Below are 19,464 nucleotides of genomic sequence, written 5' to 3'. Positions count from 1 at the left end.
TTTTGAATCCACCCTCTTAGTTTCATTGGTCTATTGCGATGGCTCTAAGAAGTCTTAAAAGTTGGCTGATGCCTGTCATCAGCCAACTTTTTTTATCTCGCGCTCGTCTACTTAAGCAACGAGTCAGCGCAGAAAAAAAACGTGTGGCCCAAGGTCGTCCTCATACCCTGCACTTTTTTCACCAAATAGACGATCCTTATTCGCAACTTCTAGACTGTGTCTTGCCGCAACTTCAATCGCGCTTCGATGTGTGCATTGAAAGACACATCACGAGCCCCCCTGAGGACTCGGCAGTGCCAGAACGTGAACTGCTCAATGCCTATAGCCAAACAGACGCTCAACGTTTGGCGGACCATTTCAATATCGATTGGACTTTCAAGCCAATCGATGCGCAGGCCTTAACGGCACAGCCGCAAGCTTCAGCAGTCGCCAATGCTTTGCGAAAAAAATGGGGCCACTACTTAGGCGCTACTCTTTATTACGAAGGCGAATGGTACTGGGGCATAGATCGTTTGCACCATCTCGAAGACAGATTGAACACGCTGGGTTTGTCCAAATCGACCTATCAAGGCCCCCTTTTCCCCACCATTCAATACCAAGATTTTGCCAATGCGCCAGAAGGCACCAGCATTGATTTTTTCTTTTCACTCAGAAGCCCCTACTCGGCCATCTCCGTGGCCAAAGTTTTCCATTGGGCACGCCAATCCGGCATTGAAGTTAATTTGCGTTATGTTCTGCCCATGGTCATGCGTGGCTTGCCTGTGCCTGCAGAAAAACGCCGTTACATCAGCCTCGATGCCGCGCGCGAGGCCTTTGTTCAGGGAGTGCCGTTTGGCTGCGTGAACGATCCGCTGGGCAAACCCACAGAACGAGGCTTGGCCCTCATGCCCTTTGCCGAAATGCACAATGCGGCAGAGGCCTATGTGATGTCCTTCATGCAGGGCGTGTGGGCCGAAGGCTTGGACGCGGGCACTGACAAACATCTCAAAATAATGGTTGAACGGGCAGGCTTGAATTGGACTGCTGCCAAAGACATTCTCAAAAGCAAATCCAACGACACCCATTGGCGTGCCATTGCAGAGCAAAACAGACAGGCTTTGTTTTCAATGGGCCTCTGGGGTGTTCCTTCATTCAAATTTGAAAACACAGCGGCCTGGGGGCAAGACAGGTTCTGGGTCATTGAAAAAGCTTTGCACGACAAGTTCAACAGCGCCCAAACCGCGTCAAGCGCTTCAACATGAAACACCAAAATCGCATTCACACCCCATGGCTAGTCGCTTTAATGGCATTGCTCCTAATGTCCAGCGCCAGCGTTTGGGCCAAAAAACCCAACATCGTTTTGATGTTGGCAGACGACTGGGGTTACAGCGATGTAGGCGCTTTTGGCAGCGAAATTCAAACACCCCACTTGAATCAATTGGCCCAAAGTGGCACGCGCTTTTCAAACTTTCACGTCAGTGCATCTTGCTCACCCACAAGGTCGATGCTCTTGACAGGCGTTGACAATCACCTCAATGGGGTTGGCAACATGCGCGAGACCATTCCCCAGTCGCATGTGGGCCGCGCAGGCTACCTGAGCGTTCTTAACAACCGCGTGGTCACAGTGGCCTCCTTGCTTCAAGACAGCGGCTACCGAACCTATGTGGCGGGCAAATGGCACGTTGGCAAAGAGCCCCACAATTTGCCCCCTGCCAGAGGCTTTGACCGTTCATTGGTCATGGGCGACAGCGGCTCCGACAATTGGGAAACCGGCAAGCTGTACCTCGACCTGACCGACAAAGTTTATTGGTACGAGAATGGCCAAGAAGCCAAGATGCCCAAAGAGTTTTACTCAACCGAGTTTTACATCAACAAAACTTTGGACTATCTCAAAACAGACGCCAAATCAGACAAGCCTTTTTTTGCGTATGTGGCTTTTCAAGCCAATCACATTCCCCTTCAAGCGCCCCAAGAATTTATTGACAAATACAAAGGCAAGTACGACCAAGGCTGGGATGTCTTGCGACAAGAACGACGCAACAAAGCCATTGCGCTGGGTTTGTTGCCCGCCAATACGCCCATGGCAGCCTTGCCAAGCACGCACATTGCTTGGGACTCGTTAAGCCCAACAGACAAAGCCTACCAAGCAAGGCGCATGGAGGTCTATGCGGCCATGGCTGAAGCCATGGACCATCACATTGGCCGCCTCATGGCGCACTTGAAAGAAACTGGCGAGTACGACAATACCGTTTTTGTATTTTTGTCGGACAACGGCGCAGAGGCTTCAGACCCCTATGCCTTGGCAGTTGGCCGTTGGTGGCTAGATCAAAATTACAACCGCGACATCGACAAGCTGGGCAGCAAAGGCGCATACAGCATCATTGGCCCCCAATGGGCCAGCGCAGCCACATCGCCTTTAAGTACCTACAAGTTTTATGCAGGAGAAGGCGGCATTCGAGTGCCCTTGATTATTTCTGGTGTACCCTCCAAGGCTAAAGATACTCAAGCTCGGATTCATCACAGCCTCACGCATGTCAATGACATTGTGCCCACCCTGTTGGATTTGGCCAAAGTTGAACATCCAGGCACCAGCTACAAAGGTCAGAGCATTTATCCTCTGACGGGTCACAGTTTGTTACCCGTGATTGCAGGCAACGCCACACGCGTTCGCAGTCCCGATGAAGTTTTGGGTTACGAGCTCTCTGGCAATTTGGCATTGTTCAAAGGCGACTACAAATTGGTCAGCAACTTGGCGCCCGTAGGGGATGGCAAATGGCATCTCTACAACATCATGACAGACCCTGGAGAGACCCAAGATCTGCAACGTGCATTGCCTGATTTATTCCAAAGCATGCAAGCCGATTACGCCAAATGGGCCAAAGCCAATGGCGTCCTGGCCATGCCTGCTGGCTATGACCCCATTCAGCAAGTCATCATCAACTCCTTGGTGTTTGTGTACTGGCCGCGCTACCAATGGCATTTGCTGGTCTTCTTTCTTGTCTTAACCACAGCCGTGGTTTGGGCATGGCGCCGACGCCGTGCCAGAAGAACGGCCTAGCATGCAGTCCTCAGGCTACTTTGAAAGTCCCTGGCCTAGCGAAGATGCAGGCCCGGCCAGACTGCAAGCAGCCCCCGCTAACAGCGGCTTGAATTTAAAAGATGGCGCATCGCTGCAAGCCCGAAGCCGCAGAACCCAGATGTCCACCATGACTGTGTTGGGTGCACCGGGCGAAGTTTTTTTACTGACCCACTCTGTCCTTCGATCGCATCTAGGATTGCCGACCACTGCAACGGTCAGTTTGATCGATCCCATCACGCTCAAAACCATTCGAAAATCTATCCCTCTCAAAGGGGGACCCATGTGGCCAGGCGGTATGGCCGTTCACGCCAATGGCAGCTTGGTGGTGGTGTATGGCAGATATGCCCACAAACTAGATCGTCAGTGCAACGTGCTGAAGTCCTATTTGTTGCCCATCCATGAAGCCTACAACTCGTTTGTGGTGTTGAACAATGGCTTGATCGTGACTAAAAATTTGTCGCGCACCACGCATGCCCAACTCACAACGCTCAACCCCGACAACTTCAAATCGGCGTGCAACGATGTCATTTGCCCCGAAGCCTCCATTGCCCGTTTGAGTGCTGTTGGCAACACCGTGTATGTGGTGGGTGTGACACGCGTTTGGCGATACCACTGGGATGACACGTCTCAGCGTTTGATACGTGACCCCAAGTGGCAATGCCATTACCTCCAAGGTGCGTCTCAAACTTATGGGTGGGACATGGTGATTGAAGGCGACAACGGTTGGCTGATGGACAACGGCCAACACAACTACCTGCTGAGCATGTTGGGTGCGGGCCAAAACAAAGAACCCAATCGCTTGATACGTGTTTCGCTAAATCAAACTGATTCATTGCAAGCGTGGCCTGTTAGCGGCTTGCCTTTTGGCAGCATCACCAATCCGCCCTTGGTGGATATTGAAAGGCGTATTGTGGTCGGCTTTGATTCCGCCAATCGCCATCTAAAGGCCTGGCGAATTCATTCTTTGCCCCATACTTCCGATGTGCAATTAGAAGCCTTGTGGCATCTGCCTGAAATGGGCGCAGCCAGCCACATGCTTTTATTCCCGAGTACGGGCGAGTTGTGCGTTAATGACTACAAACGCTTCAACGAGCAGGTGGTGGTTCTGGACATTGAAACTGGCCAAGAAAAATCGCGTGTGAATACGGGTGGCCATATGCAGGGCGTGGTGTTTCCCAGTGCTGGTTGGCACAACGATTTTTACTGGTGCTCAATGGATCGCCTCACACGCGTCTTCAAAACAGAAGCAACTAAATCAACATGAAAAAAACGATTCTGATCACAGGCGCAGGAACCGGCATTGGCAAGGACGCTGCATTTGCACTGGCGCTGCGAGGTCATCGGGTTTTGGCCACCACGCAAACTGAAGCACAGTCGGATGTCCTGCGAATTGAGGCTACCAACAGAAATGTGGTGCTAGAAATTTTTAAACTCGATATCACCCTCGAAGCAGATCGCGAAGCCATCGCGGCCTACCCCATTGACGTACTGCTCAACAACGCGGGCATGGGTGAATCGGGCTCTTTGGCCGAAGTAGACATGCAACGCGTGAGGCAGATATTTGAAGTCAACTTGTTTGCAACTTTGGCACTCACGCAAGTGGCCCTCCGCGGCATGATTGCCAGAGAAAAAGGCACCGTGCTGTTTGTGAGCTCCATTGCAGGCAGGGTGCCCATGCCGTTTTTGATGCCTTACAGCATGAGCAAGTTTGCGCTTTCTGCAGCCGGTGCGGGTCTTCGAGCAGAGATGGACCAACTAAAAAAGAACATTCAGATTGCCCTGATTGAGCCTGGCGCCATTCACACAGGCTTTAACCAGGCCATGACCAACAGCAAATACCAATGGATGAATGCAAGCTCTTATTTTGCGCATCAAGCAGAAGCCATGAAAAAGAAAGAGCGCGCTACTTTCAAGTTTTTAGAAGCCCGAAGCACGCAAGGCATCGTCAATCAAATCGTGAAGGCGGCCGAGGCCAGCCGACCTAAGTTGCGTTATGTCTCGCCTTGGATACAAGGCTTTGGCATTCGCCTAGCCAGAATTTTTGGAGTATGACCATGCGCTTGACCAAAACAACTTCGTTCTTCTTGGTGCTGGTCTTGGTGGCAGGTGCGTTGTACGCATTTCGCGAACCGCTCAGCATGGCCATTGCCAAACGCGTGGCAGCCCAGCGCATGAGCAGCAACCCGATCCAAGACTTACCCGATGGTTTGCACATTGCTGTGTGTGGCGCAGGCTCGCCCATGCCCGATGAAAAGCGAGGCGGCCCCTGCACTTTGGTCATTGCGGGTCAGAAAATGTTTGTCTTTGATACAGGCAACGCCAGTGTCCGCAACATCAACAAGATGGGTTTCAACACAGGCCTGATCGATGGCATCTTCTTGACGCACTTTCATTCTGATCACATCGATGGCATGGGCGAGTTGCTGCTGCAACGCTGGGTTTCCAATTCCAACTCACAACCTGTCAAAGTGTATGGACCTGATGGCGTTGAGACCGTGGTCAATGGCTTCATGCAAGCCTACAGCCTAGACCGCGGCTATCGTGTGGCGCATCATGGTGAGGCCATTGTTCCCAACAGTGGCTTTGGCGCGCAAGCCATTCGTTTCAATGCCCAAGCGTTTGAAACCGCCTTGGTCTATGACAGTCAAGACACCCAAATTTACGCCTTCAACGTAGCGCACGCGCCGATTCACCCTGCTGTGGGCTACAAAATTCAATACAAAGACAGAAACATTGTGATCAGTGGCGACACCACCCCTTCAGTCCATGTCACCAAGGCCTCGCAAGGGGTCGATGTTTTGATTCACGAAGCCATGTCCATGGAACTGATGAAGCTCTTGCAAGAAGGTGCCAAGACAGCCAAACGCGACAAGCTTGAGCAAATCATGAAGGACATCACGGACTACCACACCTCGCCCGTTCAAGCGGCCCAAATTGCCCAAGAAGCACAGGTCGCTTATTTGTTGTTGCACCACATTGCCCCGCCCTTGCCATTGCCAGGCTTGGTCGATGTCTTTTTAAAGGGCACCAGCGACGTCTTCAAAGGCAAGATTCTAGTGGCCAAAGATGGCGACTTTTTGAGCTTGCCCGCCGGGCAAAAAACCATTCAAGTCAAACAACTTTTTTAAACCTATTGTGAGTCTGACCACCGCCATGCGAACATTGCCCCACGTTGAAAATTTTCTGCGAACACCCGACGAAAGATTTCAAAACCTGCCTGACTTTGACTACACACCGCACTACACCCAAATAGGCGGTCTGCGCGTGGCGCACATTGACGAAGGCCCGCGCGATGGGCCTGTGGTCTTGCTCATGCACGGTGAGCCTGCTTGGTCATTCTTGTACCGAAAAATGATTCCTGTGTTGGTGGCGGCAGGCATGCGCGTGTTGGTGCCCGATCAAGTCGGTTTTGGCCGCACAGACAAGCCCACCAAACGCTCAGACTACACCTACGACAACCATGTGCAGTGGATGAGCGCATGGCTTGAATCTGTTGACGCCAAAGACATCACTCTTTTCTGTCAAGACTGGGGCTCCTTGATTGGCCTTCGCATGGTGGCCGAGATGCCCGATCGATTTGCCCGCATTGCCCTGAGCAACGGTGGCTTGCCAACTGGCAAAGAAAAAATCCCGCGTGCTTTTCATATTTGGCGTGCATTTGCCATGTACAGCCCCTGGTTTCCCATTGGCAAAATTGTGCGCACAGGGTGTGCTCAAGGCTTGAGCGATGCAGCGGTTGCGGCCTACGACGCGCCCTACCCCAATACTCGCTACGCCGTGGGTGCCAGAGTGTTTCCCACCTTGGTGCCCATTCACCCCAGCAACCCGGCAAGAGAGGCCAACGAAAAAGCTTGGGAGATGTACAAAGCTTGGACCAAGCCTTTCATCACGCTGTTTAGCACGCGCGACCCTGTCACCAAAGGGGGCGAGAAACTCTGGCAAAAATTAGTCCCAGGTGCAGCAGGGCAAAACCACACCAAAATTAGAGGCGCAGGCCACTTTGTTCAAGAAGACAAAGGGGAAGAAGTGGCCCAAGCTTTGGTGCAGTTTATTCAGTCAACTTAATGGGCGCTTAGCTGTAGCTTAGTTGCGGCTTGTTTGAGGCTTGTTTGCGGCTTAGTTGCCGTAGTAAACATACTCGTCGGTAGGCGTCATTTTTTGCCGTAGATTTTTATCAATGGCAATGGCCGCTTCTGCCATCGATGGCCAACTGGGTTTCACCTGTGTGGCGTTGAAAGCTTCTAATTCTTTCTTAAGGGCGGCCACTCTTTCGGGCTCCTTCGAAGCCAAGTTATTTTTCTCTGTGGGGTCGATGGCCATGTTGTAAAGCCAATCCTTTTTCGGATTTTGCGTCACTTGCAATTTCCAATCGCCTTTGCGAATCACCCGGTATGTGTCTGTCCGCCAAAAGAGAGAGCGCTCTGGACCTTTGTCGGCAGGCTTGCCAATTTGTGGCAACAAGTTGATGCCGTCAATGGGTCTGTCGCTGGGTAGCTTGGCACCCGTCGCTGCCGCCACCGTAGAAAAGATATCTATGTGATTGACGGCCACCTTGGGTTGAACACCCTTGGGAATAGCCGCCGGCCAACGCATGAACAAGGGCACCCGGATGCCCCCCTCAAAGAAGGTGGCTTTCCAGCCGCGATAAGGGCTGTTCAAACCGTCAAGGCCCACATAGTGAGCACCGCCGTTGTCGCTGGTAAAAATCACGATGGTGTTGTCATCTAAACCTTTGTCTTTGAGCGTTTGAAGCACGCGGCCAATGTTGCGATCGAGGTTGCGCACCATGGCGGCATAAACACGCAGCGTGTGATCTTCGATGTGCGACAGGGCGGCATAGTCTTCCTTGGTGGCTTGCAAAGGCGTGTGCGGCGCGGTGTATGCCAAGTAAAGAAAGAAGGGGTGGTTGCGATTGGCCTCGATGGCTTTTTCGGCCTCATCCGTCATGTAATCGGTGACATAACGCTTGGGTTTGAACAACTCGCCGTCGTTGAAGCGCATGCCAAAACTGCCTGCAGCCCATTGGAATCTGTCAATGATGTCAAACGATTGCTGCGAGTTGACGACATTGGGATCGTTCTCTGGCAAATAAAGAGAACTGGCGTGCGGAAATGACAAGGATTGATCAAAACCATGCTGATAGGACCTGAATTCAGATGCATCGCCTAAATGCCATTTGCCTACATGCAGCGTTCTATAACCATTGCCCTTCAGCAGTTTGGCCAGCGTAATTTCTGACTGAGGCAGGCCCATGGTTTCGTAGGGAATCAGGTCTTTTTCTCGATCTTTGTGATAAATGGCATCGTAGAGTTGATGGTCGCCCTTGTAATGCCCAATGACCTTCATAAATTGCTTGGGGGTGGGCGTGAACTCAAAGCCAAAGCGCGTGGGATAACGGCCCGTCATGATGGCTGCGCGCGAGGGGGCGCAGGTGGCATTGCCAGAGTAACTGGTGTCGAAATTGGCACCTTGCTGCGCCAAGCTGTTGATGTGAGGTGTCGGTACGCTGCCGTTGGCCAAGCCGCCGCCATTCAAGCTGATGTCGTTGTAGCCCAGGTCGTCGGCCACAATGAGGATGACGTTGGGTGGTTTGGTACCCGTGGGTGTTTGGACAGCATCGCCATTGGCCTTGGGGATGGCCCAAGTGACCTCCTTGTTGGACTCGTGCTCTTGGCGCAAGAAGATTTTGACGGCCCAAAGTAGCACTTCAGCCGAGCCGCCCTTGAGGTACAAGCCACCCACGGCAAGCACCAGCAGCGATATTAAAAATGCAAACGCAATGGCTAGTTTTTTCAAAATAAAAGGCCCTTGACTAGGTACGAACCTGCTCCAAAAACCCTTTTGAATCAGGGATGTCGCTTGAACATACATGGATGTATGGGAGAATCTATCAAAATATCAGCAAACCGAGTAGTCCCATAAACCCTTGGTTACTTCGAAAGATTCAAATGTCAGAACTGGCCGTTAGAAAATTGTTGGTCGATCTCACCACCCCGTTTGACACGCGGTGGTGCGGCGGCGACGCATTCAAGTCTGCTTTCTTCAATGCGCTGTCCATGAGCTTTCCCGTAGGTGAGCAGTTCTTCATTGACTCGGTCCGTGAAGGCGCTAAGCAAATGGACGAAGCAACCCGTGCCAAATTTGCAGCCGAGGTTCAAGGCTTCATTGGTCAAGAGGCCACACATCGCCGTATTCATGCATTGTTCAACGGCCACTTAGAACTTCAAGGTTTTGACAACAAGATTGCCGTGCGTTCGGCCAATCGAATCAAAGCCAATGCGCACCAAAATGTTCGCCAACAATTGGCGGCGACCGCAGCCACCGAACACTTCACCGATATCTTTGCAGATTGGCTGCTAGGCCACTCCGAAATTTTTGAGGGTACCGAGCCGCGTTTAAAAACCATGTGGCAATGGCATGCTGCAGAAGAAGCAGAGCACCGCTGCACAGCCTTCGATGTGTACAAAGCTTTGGGCGGCAATGAACAATGGCGCATCCGCATTTTTCATTACGTGACCTACACCTTCCTCACCGATGTGATGCTTCAAACCATGCACAACTTGTGGCGTGATGGCAGCTTGTTCAAGATCAGTACTTGGAAAAGCGGCTACCAATTGTTGTTGGGCAAAGATGGCTTGCTGAGTAGCAACTATGGCCATTGGAAAGCCTACAAAAAAGCCAGCTTCCACCCTGCACAGCAGAGTGACAAGCTGTCACAGGAGTGGCTGCAAAACAATTCGAGCGCTTACAGCTTGGTAGGCCGCAGCAGCTGAATTTCAAGCTCGATGAAGCTCAATCGAGTTTGATGTTGGCGGCTTTAATGACTTGCGCCCATTTTTCAATTTCTGCTTTTTGAAAATTCAGCACCTGTTCGGGCGTCAATGCCGAAGGTTGCATGCCCAGGCCTTTGATTCGATCTTGCATTTCAGGTGTTTGAATGATCTTCAGAATTTCGGCATGCAATTTATCGACAATGGGTTTGGGTGTGCCAGCTGGCGCAAACAGCGCTTGCCAAGACACCACTTCAAAACCTTGCGTTCCGGGCCAGCCAGATTCGGCTACGGTGGGAACGTCCGTGAATGAATCGGTCAAGCGCTTGCCCGAAGTGACTGCCAACGCACGAAGCTTGCCGCTTTGAATGTGCGCGCCGGCCACTACGGTGGTGTCAAACATGAAATCAACTTGGCCACTCATCACATCTTGAATGGCAGGCGCACTTCCTTTGTAAGGCACATGGGTAAATTTGACATCGCCTTTGAAAGCCAATAATTCTTGGGCCAAATGTTGCGATGTGCCGTTACCTGCAGATGCGCCCGATAACTTACCAGGATTGGCTTTGGCCGCTGTCATCAAATCACGCAGTGTTTTGTAAGGGCTGTTGGCCGCGACCACCAAGACGACTGGGTTGGTGCCATACAAATAAACAGGCGTAAAAGACTTGATCGGGTCGTAAGCCAATTTGGGATACAAGCTGATGTTGATGGCGTGCGAGCTGATGGTGCCGCCTAGCAGGTGATAACCATCTGCTGGCGCACGCGCTGCAATTTCTGATCCGACGCTGCCACCAGCGCCACCTTTGTTTTCAATCACCAAGGTAGTCCCTAGCGCTGCGCCCAATTTTTGAGACACCAGGCGCGCCAAGATATCGGTGGTGCCGCCCGCAGGGAACGCCACCAAATAATTAATAGGCTTTGAAGGCCATGCGGCTTGGCTGAACGCTGAGGTTGCGAGCAAGCCTGAGGCAAGGGCAACAGACGTTTGCAAAAATTGACGGCGTTGAGTCATAAGGGTCTCCTGGTGATTGTTTCTAGGTGCTTATAAAGTTCTTTTGAAAGGCAGTATCTAGGGTTGGCTTCAAGTAATGGGTGCAGGGTTGAACAAAACCAAAGCGTTGTGCAGCTTCCAGTGTTCCGCCCAAGTTTGGCGGCCACTGGCCACCTCCAGCAACAACTTGAAAAGTTCCCAACCGCCTTCTTCAATCGTGATCTCGCCGTCGGCTACCCGGCCTGCGTTCAGGTCCATTAAGTCGTGCCACCGTTGGGCCAATTCTGTTCTGGTCGCCACTTTTAAAACAGGACATGCTTGCAAGCCATAGGGTGTGCCTCGGCCCGTTGTGAACACATGCAGGTTCATGCCGGCGGCCAATTGCAAAGTGCCACAAATGAAATCACTGGCAGGTGTGGCCGCAAACACCAAGCCCTTTTGATGGGCTTGTAATTTTTCACCCGGGGCAAGCACATGCTGAATAGGCATAGAGCCGCTTTTCACAATCGAGCCCATGGCTTTTTCGACAATGTTAGACAAACCACCCGCTTTGTTGCCGGGTGTGGTGTTGGCACTTCGATCTGCTTGGCCGCGATCTAAATATTGATCGTACCAAGACAACTCGCGCACAATGCTTTGAGCCACTTCGGTGTTGGCAGCGCGGTGCGTGAGTTGGGCCACTGCGTCTCTGACTTCCGTGTTCTCACTGAACATGACCGTGGCACCAGCACGCACTAACAAGTCGGTGGCATAGCCAACGATGGGATTGGCCGTGACGCCCGAGAATGCGTCACTGCCACCACATTGGACGCCAACCACCAGCGCACTGGCAGGGACGGTCTCGCGACGTCTTGCATTCAGTCTTTCCAAATGGGGCTTGGCACTGTCAACAATGTGTTGAATCATGCTCATAAAACCCACATGCTGTTCGTCTTGCAAACAGACTGTATGAGGGCCATCGCTTTCTGACTGCGCGGGCATTAACGGAAAACTTCCTGGTGGTAGCAAACGTTGCGGCGGTAATTTTTCGCAGCCCAAACTGACCACCAAGACTTCATTGCCAAAGTTGGGGTTCAAGCTGATATTGCGCAAAGTTCGAATAGGAATGACAGCGTCTGGTGCATCGATGGCGACACCACAACCGTAAGCGTGTTCAATGCCAACCACGTCATCGACGTTGGCATAAAGCGGCAACAATTCTTGCTTGATTTTTTGGACCGCCAAATCGACAACGCCGGCCACGCATTGAACTGTGGTGGTCACAGCCAAAATGTTGCGAGTACCCACTGATCCATCAGCGTTTCGATAGCCTTCAAACGTAAATTCTTTTAGCGCTTCTGAAACGGGCACTTGGGCGGTAGCCATGGGTAAATTTTCAAAGTTGCGTGCAGATGGGATCTCGAGCAATCGCTCATGGACCCAACTGCCAGCCTCGATGTTTTGTTTGGCAATGCCAATGCTCACGTTATAGCGCAAGACGGGCTGCCCAGCCCGAATATCAACGAGCGCCACCTTGTGGCCCTGGGGCACAGCATTGACCAGAGTTACTCTAGGTGAGTCGCGATGTTTGCGAACTTGCGCCCCCGCCTTCAATCCCCCGGTTGTTACCACGATTGCTACGTTGTCAGCCTCGTGCATGGCGATGACGGGATAAGCATTCGCATTCATATCAAACCATCATTTAAAAATTTGCGGCAACCACAAAGAGAATGCGGGAACGTAGGTCACAGCAAGCAGCGTCATGCCAAGTGCACCATAGAAAGGTGCAATGGTCCGCATGACTTGCCCGACCGATATTTCACCGATGGCACACCCGACAAACTGAACAGTTCCGACAGGTGGCGTATTCAAACCCAACGCGCAATTGATGAGCATCAAAATACCAAACTGCAAGGGGTCCATGCCAAACTGCATGGCAATGGGCAAGAAAATGGGCGTGCAAATAAGGATGGTGGCGGCCATGTCCAAAAACGTTCCCAAAATGAACAACAGCACATTGATCATGAGAAAAATGACCCATGGTTGGTCGCTGACCAGCTTCATCATCTCGCCGGTTTTTTGGGGTACTTCATACAAAGCCATGAAGTAACCAAACGCGGCAGAAATACCAATTAGCAACAAAACAACACCCGTTGTTTTGCAGGCCTTGGCACATGCTTTTAAGAAGTGGGCCCACGTTAAAGACTTGTACACCACCACCGTGACAAACAAGGCCCATGCCACGGCGATAGACGCTGATTCTGTAGCCGTGAAAGCGCCCGACAAAATGCCACCCAAAATGATGACCACCACAAACAGGCCAGGGAGTGCCGCCAAGAAGGCCATCAAGACCACCGACCAACCTGGAAATTTGCCGTGCGTGGGGTAGCCGCGTTTAACAGCAACATAGTAGGCTGCGGCCAAGTTGCAAATTGTCAAAATGATGGCCGGCACCAAGCCAGCCAATATCAAGCCCAAAATGCTGACAGAGGCAATGCCTGATGTGGCCAGCGTAAAAATAATCAAGTTGTGGGACGTGGGCATGATGGCGCCCACCAACGCGGCATGGGTTGTGACGTTGACAGCATAGTCGGCGTCATAACCCTCTTTCTTCATGAGTGGAATCATGACCGAGCCTATGGCTGAGACATCGGCCAAAGGCGAGCCTGCAATGCCGCCAAAAATGGTGCAACCCAACACGTTGCTCATGCCAAGACCACCACGAACATGGCCTACCAAACTGTTGGCAAATTTGACAATGCGATCGGCTATACCGCCGTAGAGCATGAGTTCGCCGGCAAAGACAAAAAATGGAATGGCCAGAAACGAAAACACTTGCATACCGCCAACCATTTTTTGGAAGACGACTGCCACTGGCAAACCTGCAGCGATGATCGTTAGAACAGAGGAAAGTCCGATGGCAAAAGCCACCGGCACACCCAAGATGAGCAAGAGCGTAAAACTCAGACCGAGTACCGTTAATTCCATGATGGTTCCACAACTTCACCGCGAAGCAAGGCGACGATATGCTCGATGGAGAAAATAAAAATGAGTCCACCCGCAATGATGACGGGCACATAGTCAATGCCATCCGGCACAGGCAGCATGGGCTTCTTCTCTTGCCACTTGGCACTGGCCCACATCCAACCGCTTTGCACCATGAGATAACCAAAGACAGCCACCAAAGCGTGAATCAGAAGTTCTAAACGCACACGCCACTTTTCTGGCAAGAGAACAATCAAGGACTCCATACCAATGTGCCCCGCATCCCGAACGCCCACACCCAAACCAAAGGCTGTGACAAAAAGCACAATGAGCATGGCCAAAGCCTCGGCCCATGTGGGTGTGTCATTAAATACATAGCGTCCAATGACTTGCCATTGGACGCACAGCACCACAGACAGCAAACCAATAATTGCTAGCACCAGGCTGATTTTCGACAAGGCCGCACAAAACTTAGTGAACATACAAAATCGCCTTCAAATTTCAACCTGGTGAGCTAGAGATTACTTGGTATCTTGAATCGTTTTAACCAAACGCTTCATGTCGGGCGTGGTCATGAACTTGTCGTAGACAGGACCCATGACAGCTTGGAAAGACTTTTTATCGACTTCCACAATTTCTGCGCCAGCAGCTTTGACATTGGCCAAAGATTTGGCTTCTTGCTCATCCCATTTTTTACGCTGGAAAGCCACAGACTCTTTGGCTGCCGCGCGAATCATGTCTTGATCGGCCTTAGGCAGTTTGTCCCAAACAATTTTGGACATGACCAACATTTCAGGGGCCATGGAGTGTTCGGTGCGTGAATACACTTTGACAGCCTCTACGTGCTTGGCAGTGTCAAACGATGGAATGTTGTTTTCAGCCGCATCAATCAAGCCTGTTTTCAGGCCTGTGTACACCTCACCATAAGGCATCGGTGTGGCATTCGCACCCATGGCGCTGACCAAGGCCACCCACAAATCAGATTGTTGAACGCGAATTTTCAAACCCTTTGCATCAGCCACTGTTTTGATGGCTTTCTTGGCGTAGATAGAACGTGCACCTGAGTCATAGAAAGCCAAGCCGACAAAGCCGAATGCTTCACAGCTCTTCAAGATTTCTTCACCTGCAGCGCCATCTAAAGATTTGCGCATGTGGCTTACTGAAGAGAACAAAAAGGGCATGGTGGGCACTTGTGTCAAAGGACAGATGCCATTCATAGGGCCCACATTGACACGCGTAAAGTCGAGCGCACCAATTTTGACTTGATCGATGGTTTCTTTTTCTTGACCCAATGCAGCCTTGTTAAACACTTTGATTTTGTGTTTGCCGCCACTCATTTTTTCGAGCACTTCACTCATGTGCTTGACCGCTACCACAGTGGGGTAGTCGTCGGCATTGTGGGTATCGGCAGAGCGGAATTCTGTGGCATGCGCCGCAAAAGACAAGCCGGCCAAAGCCAAAGCAGAAATGAGGGCTTTAAATTTCATGATGTCTCCTAAGTTTGACGAAATGTGTGAATGGAACACGGTTGAAAAAAACGAAATCACAATGGTGCAGGAAAACGGGAAAAAACGGGCTCTGGCAAACCCCTATGCTTGAGCTCTGCAGAGACGACTTGCCCGCTTTGTCCAGTGGTATCTAAGGCTTTGTTGCCAGGTACGATGGACGTGACAAACAAAGTTTGCAAATTGGCGCCACCGAATGCGCACATGGCTGGCTTGGGAAATGGGACTTGGACAGACTCCAAGCAATGTCCCGATGAATCAAAGCAATGCACCTGACCTGCATCGTTGCCGCAAATCCAATAGTTGCCTTGAGCGTCCATGGCGGCGCCATCGGGCCGTCCTGGCAAATCGGTCATGTCAACAAACAATCTGCTTTGCCCCAACTGGCCAGACGACAAATCAATGGCGCAGCGCCAAATTTTTTGCGCCTTCGGATGAGAGTCAGAGTAGTACATGGTGCGGCCATCAGAACTGAAGGCCAAACCATTGGGCGTGTATAAGCCCGATACATAGGGGCCTGTGAGGCCTCTTTCGTCTAAACAATAAAAGCCGCCTGCGTTGTCAGCCAAGCCCATGTCCATCACCATGGTGCCCAGCCACATGCGGCCAGAAGGATCGCAACGACCATCGTTGAATCGCATGCCGGGTTTAGGGTGTGTGATTCGCGCCAAGGTTTGAGCTTCATACACACCTTCAGGCTTGAGCGTGAGAAGTGCAACACTGGTTTCCATGGCCGCCAAAACTCTTCGGTCTTCCGTCAGGGCAATGCAGCCGACCCTTTCTGGCAAGTGCCAGCTTTGACGTGCGCCATTCAAAGATTGTTGATGGATGCGCTGAGATTCAATATCGACCCACCACAAACACGAACCCTGAGAATCCCAAATGGGCGATTCACCCACTTGGTCTGGGTGGCTAGAAAATGTTTGAAAGGAGGTCATGAAAAAATTAAGCGCAAATTCAAAAAGCTTCTGTTACATTTCGACAAACATCCAAAAAGCAAGTTGTCGTACAACTTAAATTATCCAAGACTTAGACACTTTTTAACCTAGTATTTACCCGATGAGTACCGCCGCAAGCATGATTGAAGAACCACGCAAAACAAAAAGTTTGGCGATGCAAATGGTTGAAAAAGTGACGCTGCAAATTCGCGCCGGACAGCTTAAGGCCGGGCAAAAACTTCCCACTGAAGCCGAAATCATGAAAAATTTTGGCGTCAGCAGAACGGTGGTCCGCGAAGCCATTTCTCGTTTACAGGCGTCAATGCTGGTCGAAACAAGGCATGGCATCGGCACCTTTGTACTACCCCAAGAAGTGTCACCCTCCTTCCGCATCAGCCCACATCAATTGGGCACTTTGCGCGAAGTCATCGCACTGCTTGAGTTTCGAATCAGCATTGAGACGGAGGCTGCAGCTCTAGCCGCCCAGAGGAGAAACACAGAAAATTTGGCAGAACTTCGAAAGGCCATGGACTCTTTTGACCAAGCCATCAGTGAAGGACGCGATGCCGTGCAAGCTGATTTTTTGTTTCACCAAGAAATTACCCGTGCCACTCAAAACAAGCACTTCCAAGAATTAATGCATTCCCTGGGCACAGGCGCCATTCCCAGAGGTCGGCTAGATAACCCCTTGCCCGTTACGCCGGAACGGCTGGCCTACTTGCGTCGTGTTCACGAAGAGCACGAAAGTATTTTGAATGCCATTTCCGCGCAAGATCCCGAAGCTGCGCGGGCAGCCATGCGGACCCATTTGTCCAACAGCCGAGACCGTTTAAAGAAAAGCGAAAGCGCAGCCCAGTAATTGGACTGCCAACCTAGGGTTTTTACAGTATCCACGCATTTAAATTAAGTTGTACGATCTCTTAAATTCCATGTTGATTGTCGTATCTACGCCCCAAAACTGATTGCCATGAGCTCCACCCCCACCATCAAACGACTCCAAGTGATCCCAGTGGCCGGTCGTGACGGCATGCTACTTAACTTAAGCGGCGCACACGGTCCTTTCTTCACCCGCAACATCGTCATCCTGACCGACTCGAGCGGCAACAACGGCATTGGCGAAGTGCCAGGCGGCGAAAAAATTCGCCAGACCATTGAAGATGCAAAGCCTTGGGTGGAAGGTCAAAGCATTGGGCAATACAAAAATCTATTGAACTCACTGCAGCAAAAATTTGCAGACCGAGATGCAGGTGGACGGGGCAATCAAACATTTGATTTGCGCATTGCCATACACGCCGTCACAGCGCTTGAAAGCGCGCTGCTCGACTTGTTAGGCCAACACCTTGGCGTGCCAGTAGCGGCATTGCTAGGCGAAGGCCAACAGCGCAGCAGCGTGCAAGTTCTGGGCTATTTGTTTTACTTGGCAGATCGCAAGAAAACAGACCTGCCTTACATCAGCGAACCGCATGCTGACAACGACTGGCAACGCTTGCGACACGAAGAAGCGCTCACCCCAGAAGCCATTGTGAAACTGGCCAAGGCTGCGCAAGATCGCTATGGCTTCCAAGACTTCAAACTCAAAGGCGGCGTGTTGCGCGGCGAAGAAGAAGTCGACGCCATCGTAGCCCTGCACGAAAGCTTTCCCGATGCGCGCATTACCTTAGACCCCAATGGTGGCTGGCTGCTAAAAGACGCCATTCGCTTGCTGCGTGATCACAGAAACACCATGGCCTATGCCGAAGACCCTTGTGGTGCAGAAGGCGTGTATTCAGGTCGCGAAGTGATGGCTGAATTCAAGCGCGCCACGGGTCTTCCAACAGCCACCAACATGGTGGCCACCGACTGGCGCGAAATGGCGCACAGCATTCAACTACAGTCCGTTGACATTCCATTGGCCGATCCGCATTTTTGGACGCTTCAAGGTTCTGTGCGGGTGGCGCAGTTGTGTCAGATGTACAACCTCACTTGGGGTTCGCATTCGAACAATCACTTTGATGTGTCGCTTGCCATGTTCACTCACTGCGCGGCCGCAGCGCCTGGCAAAGTAACCGCCATTGATACCCATTGGATTTGGCAAGATGGGCAGTACCTCACTCAAGACCCCTTGCAAATCAAGGACGGCATGATTCAAGTGCCCACTCAACCTGGCTTAGGCGTCAAGCTCAACATGGAAGCTGTTGAGGCGGCTCACCAACTTTATTTGCAACATGGGCTGGGCGCTCGCAACGATGCCATGGCCATGCAATACCTCATTCCAGGCTGGAACTTCAATCCCAAAATGCCAGCGCTGGTTCGCTAAATCTTTAATCTCTACAGTCATCACAACATGCAATCGATCCACAACAAATTCAAACACGCCATTCAAAGTGGTCAAAAACAAATTGGCCTGTGGTCGCATTTGTGCAGCCCCATCAGCATCGAAATTTTGGCGGACTGCGGTTACGACTGGTTGTTGCTTGACATGGAGCACTCGCCCAACGATTTGAGTGAAATCGTTGCGCAACTTCAAGCCATGAAAGGCGGCATGGCCACCCCCATCGTGCGCCCGCCATGGAACGACATGGTCACTTTCAAACGACTACTAGATGTCGGCGTGCAAAATTTGTTGGTTCCCTATATTCAAACCGCCGAAGAAGCGCGCAATGCAGTCTCCTATACACGCTACCCACCACAAGGCGTGCGGGGCTATGCCGGCGCACCACGTGCTAGCAACTATGGCCGTGTCAAAGACTATGCGCACCTCAATGCCAATGAGTTGTGCTTGTTGCTGCAAGTTGAAACACTGCAGGGCTTAGAAAACTTAGAAGCCATTGCCAATGTCGAGGGCGTTGACGGTGTCTTTATTGGCCCTGGCGACTTGTCAGCAGCGCTCGGACATTTGGGCAACCCCAAACACCCGGATGTTTTGAAAGTGATTGACGATGCCATTGCACGCATCAAGGCCTGTGGCAAGGCGCCTGGCATTTTGACGGGCGATGAAGCTTTGGCCAAACACTATGTGGCGCAAGGTTGTTTGTTTGTGGCGGTGGGCGCCGATCAAAACGTTTTGCGTGACAGCGCCACAGCTCTGGCTCAACGCTTCAAAAGCTAATTCGATTAAATAATTTAAACAAAAGACAGCCATGCTCAATCCACCCCCCAGTCCTCTCNAAATTYCCTCCCCTTCTGCTGACCGGCGCGGGCGGCCATCTGGGCAAAGAAATCAGACCACGCCTCCAGGCCTATTGCGATGTGCTCC

The 19,464-nt window shown here is 51.6% G+C and carries 17 protein-coding genes; 10 read left to right on the top strand and 7 right to left on the bottom strand.

Annotated elements, in window-relative coordinates:
- Positions 1–68: 68 nt before the first annotated feature.
- The 6 genes from AMM03_RS00085 to AMM03_RS00060 are packed head-to-tail and all read left to right on the top strand — an operon-like array spanning position 69 to position 7,123.
- A complete protein-coding gene (locus tag AMM03_RS00085) occupies positions 69–1,241 on the top strand; it encodes a DsbA family protein (protein WP_228764515.1) in 1,173 nt (390 codons plus the stop codon).
- Positions 1,238–3,037: an arylsulfatase gene (locus AMM03_RS00080; protein ID WP_090128466.1), complete on the top strand. Its 1,800-nt coding sequence runs from the start codon at positions 1,238–1,240 to the stop codon at positions 3,035–3,037. The genes AMM03_RS00085 and AMM03_RS00080 overlap by 4 nt, the downstream gene beginning before the upstream one ends.
- A 1-nt stretch (position 3,038) precedes the next feature.
- Positions 3,039–4,322, top strand: a complete 1,284-nt coding sequence (locus AMM03_RS00075) for a hypothetical protein (RefSeq protein ID WP_194942698.1) — start codon at positions 3,039–3,041, stop codon at positions 4,320–4,322.
- On the top strand, positions 4,319–5,110 hold the full coding sequence (locus AMM03_RS00070; RefSeq protein WP_090128464.1) for an SDR family NAD(P)-dependent oxidoreductase: 792 nt from the start codon (positions 4,319–4,321) through the stop codon (positions 5,108–5,110). The genes AMM03_RS00075 and AMM03_RS00070 overlap by 4 nt, the downstream gene beginning before the upstream one ends.
- A gap of 2 nt (positions 5,111–5,112) precedes the next feature.
- Positions 5,113–6,186 carry an MBL fold metallo-hydrolase gene (locus AMM03_RS00065; protein WP_194942697.1) on the top strand — a complete coding sequence of 358 codons (1,074 nt, stop codon included), beginning with the start codon at positions 5,113–5,115 and terminating at the stop codon, positions 6,184–6,186.
- A gap of 7 nt (positions 6,187–6,193) precedes the next feature.
- The gene (locus AMM03_RS00060) at positions 6,194–7,123 is read left to right on the top strand and encodes a haloalkane dehalogenase (RefSeq protein WP_228764514.1); all 930 of its coding nucleotides are present in this window, start codon (positions 6,194–6,196) and stop codon (positions 7,121–7,123) included.
- 51 nt (positions 7,124–7,174) lie between these two features.
- Here the strand turns inward: AMM03_RS00060 and AMM03_RS00055 are convergent, their stop codons facing one another.
- A complete protein-coding gene (locus tag AMM03_RS00055) occupies positions 7,175–8,854 on the bottom strand; it encodes a sulfatase (protein WP_228764513.1) in 1,680 nt (559 codons plus the stop codon).
- Between the two features lie 152 nt (positions 8,855–9,006).
- Here AMM03_RS00055 and AMM03_RS00050 point away from each other — a divergent pair, with 152 nt between their 5' ends.
- A complete protein-coding gene (locus tag AMM03_RS00050) occupies positions 9,007–9,831 on the top strand; it encodes a metal-dependent hydrolase (RefSeq protein ID WP_090128460.1) in 825 nt (274 codons plus the stop codon).
- A gap of 19 nt (positions 9,832–9,850) precedes the next feature.
- Here the strand turns inward: AMM03_RS00050 and AMM03_RS00045 are convergent, their stop codons facing one another.
- The 6 genes from AMM03_RS00045 to AMM03_RS00020 form a co-directional block, all read right to left on the bottom strand.
- Positions 9,851–10,843: a Bug family tripartite tricarboxylate transporter substrate binding protein gene (locus tag AMM03_RS00045; protein WP_090128459.1), complete on the bottom strand. Its 993-nt coding sequence runs from the start codon at positions 10,841–10,843 to the stop codon at positions 9,851–9,853.
- A gap of 69 nt (positions 10,844–10,912) precedes the next feature.
- Positions 10,913–12,490: a galactarate dehydratase gene (gene garD / locus AMM03_RS00040; RefSeq protein WP_228764512.1), complete on the bottom strand. Its 1,578-nt coding sequence runs from the start codon at positions 12,488–12,490 to the stop codon at positions 10,913–10,915.
- Between the two features lie 9 nt (positions 12,491–12,499).
- Positions 12,500–13,789 (bottom strand): TRAP transporter large permease, encoded by a 1,290-nt coding sequence (locus AMM03_RS00035; RefSeq protein WP_090128458.1) that lies wholly within the window; start codon positions 13,787–13,789, stop codon positions 12,500–12,502.
- On the bottom strand, positions 13,780–14,268 hold the full coding sequence (locus AMM03_RS00030) for a TRAP transporter small permease (protein WP_090128457.1): 489 nt from the start codon (positions 14,266–14,268) through the stop codon (positions 13,780–13,782). Before AMM03_RS00030 ends, AMM03_RS00035 begins: the two co-directional genes overlap by 10 nt.
- A 39-nt stretch (positions 14,269–14,307) precedes the next feature.
- Entirely contained in the window at positions 14,308–15,273 is a 966-nt protein-coding gene (locus tag AMM03_RS00025; RefSeq protein WP_090128456.1) for a TRAP transporter substrate-binding protein, read from the bottom strand.
- A gap of 56 nt (positions 15,274–15,329) precedes the next feature.
- Entirely contained in the window at positions 15,330–16,229 is a 900-nt protein-coding gene (locus AMM03_RS00020; protein WP_090128455.1) for an SMP-30/gluconolactonase/LRE family protein, read from the bottom strand.
- Positions 16,230–16,350: 121 nt separating this feature from the next.
- Here AMM03_RS00020 and AMM03_RS00015 point away from each other — a divergent pair, with 121 nt between their 5' ends.
- The 3 genes from AMM03_RS00015 to AMM03_RS00005 all read left to right on the top strand — a co-directional run bounded on the left by AMM03_RS00015 (position 16,351) and on the right by AMM03_RS00005 (position 19,317).
- Positions 16,351–17,088 (top strand): FadR/GntR family transcriptional regulator, encoded by a 738-nt coding sequence (locus tag AMM03_RS00015; protein ID WP_090128454.1) that lies wholly within the window; start codon positions 16,351–16,353, stop codon positions 17,086–17,088.
- A 108-nt stretch (positions 17,089–17,196) separates the two neighbouring features.
- Positions 17,197–18,525: an enolase C-terminal domain-like protein gene (locus tag AMM03_RS00010; protein WP_090128453.1), complete on the top strand. Its 1,329-nt coding sequence runs from the start codon at positions 17,197–17,199 to the stop codon at positions 18,523–18,525.
- Positions 18,526–18,552: 27 nt separating this feature from the next.
- Positions 18,553–19,317 carry an HpcH/HpaI aldolase family protein gene (locus tag AMM03_RS00005; RefSeq protein WP_090128452.1) on the top strand — a complete coding sequence of 255 codons (765 nt, stop codon included), beginning with the start codon at positions 18,553–18,555 and terminating at the stop codon, positions 19,315–19,317.
- Positions 19,318–19,464 lie beyond the last annotated feature (147 nt).

Origin of the sequence: Limnohabitans sp. Rim11 (assembly GCF_001269365.1) — a bacterium.
Taxonomy (GTDB): domain Bacteria; phylum Pseudomonadota; class Gammaproteobacteria; order Burkholderiales; family Burkholderiaceae_C; genus Limnohabitans_A.
This window is presented reverse-complemented; position numbering and strand designations above follow the sequence as displayed.